General features: G+C 54.9%; 2 protein-coding genes. Both read left to right on the top strand.

Going from position 1 to position 1569, the window contains the following annotated elements; genetic code table 11:
• A partial coding sequence (locus D8U73_RS29325; RefSeq protein WP_206663016.1) for a hypothetical protein occupies positions 1 to 282 on the top strand: 282 nt, incomplete at its 5' end.
• Positions 283 to 326: 44 nt separating this feature from the next.
• Complete coding sequence (locus tag D8U73_RS06535; RefSeq protein WP_241667876.1) at positions 327 to 1316, top strand: Abi family protein; 990 nt, start codon at positions 327 to 329, stop codon at positions 1314 to 1316.
• Positions 1317 to 1569: the final 253 nt, after the last annotated feature.

The raw sequence follows: 1569 nt of genomic DNA, 5'->3' as shown, positions 1-1569 counted from the left end.
GAGGCCCAACAAAGGCCAGAGCAAGCGGTGCAGTTGTCCACGGGCCGGGCGGCTTCTTACCCGGGCGGTGGGCAACTGCAGGGTGATTTCCTGAGTCGGGCACAGATCCTGATCGCGGCGGTTGCATCGCCCGGGCTGGCCCGGGCCAACAACTTTTTCCCTGTATCGTACGTTACAAACGGCTTGCCGTACTTATCAAACATCAACGAAATTCGATTGACCTTAGCTAGCCTATCCGACAAACTGGCCTCAATCGCGCCCGATCCTCTGGTGCTGGCTTAGTCCGGCATTACGTTCGGGCCTTCTTGTTTCTGGGACATGGAAAAGTGCCGCCTCTGACTCCTCCGAAACCTTTCCGCACCTATTCCGACCTGGTTGGCATCCTGACCGCCCGTGGAATGCAGATCAAAGATATCCAGCGTGCGGAGCGAAAGCTTGCTCAATTGGGGTACTACCGCCTCAGCGGTTACTGGTATCCAGCACGGCAGTTCCAACTGGATGCCCAGCAGCAGCGACAGCACTGCGCGATCACGAAGAAACCTTTACGTCTTGACCTATTCCAGGCAACTACCGACTTTGATGAGTCTGTGGCTCTTTATAATTTCGACAAAAAACTCAGGCTGCTCATGCTGGATGCCATCGAGCGCCTAGAGGTAAACCTCAAAACGTTGGTAGCGCATGAGGTTGGCTACCACGATCCGATGGCTTATACGAACGAAAATTTCATCCTCGCCAAATGGAAAAAAAAGTACCCCCGAGATGGTGAAATGGTTAGCAAGTGGGATGATTGGCGCCGAAAACAACAATCTCACATCAAACGCAGCAAGGAAGACTGCATTCAGTGGCATTTCAATACGGGCAAATCCATTCCGATATGGGTCGCGGTCGAAGCGTGGGACTTTGGAGATCTGTCCCAATTCTTTGAGCTCCTAGCGGGTAAGTACCAGAATCTTATTTTGGGCCGACTGGGGCTTTCGGATGCCAAAATGTTCAGTCGTTGGCTGCAGCACATCAGCTATCTTCGCAATCGATGCGCCCACCACACTCGAATATGGAACCAGGCATCCCCGAACCCATTATCAGCTGTTGCCGACCCATACTTTCAGGCGCTGAACCTCAACCAGCATGCGTTGAAGCGCATGTACGGATTGATCGCGATTATCTGGTTCCTGTTGCAACGGGTCGCGCCTGGATCAACCTGGATTCAGGACGTTGCTGATCTCATCCCTCACAAACCAACAATGCCAGGCTGTACGTATCGTGCAATGGGCTTTCCGAGCGAGGCGGGATTTCCCCGGCAGTTGTTCGACCTTTAGATCATCTACCAAACCGAAATCCTGTCAGCCCCCAATTGCAAGCGGAGCGCGCAGCCCGGCACGGGCGAAGGCGTGAGGATGGAAGCCCGAAGGGCCAAGACCCGGCGCGCTCTTGGCCGGGGCTTGGTTCACGACAGCCGGTGAGGCGAAGCCGAGCACGCCCGGGGTATGCGGTGGCCACCGCTCAACCGTGGCCATAAAAAACCCGCCGAAGCGGGTTTGATGGTTTCAACACCTGCAGCACGTTGAAATC

Source organism: Pseudomonas sp. Sample_22, from assembly GCF_004307635.1.
In the GTDB taxonomy this organism is placed as follows: domain Bacteria; phylum Pseudomonadota; class Gammaproteobacteria; order Pseudomonadales; family Pseudomonadaceae; genus Aquipseudomonas.
The sequence above is the reverse complement of the archived record's forward strand: the minus strand, read 5'-3'. Positions and strand labels throughout refer to the sequence as shown.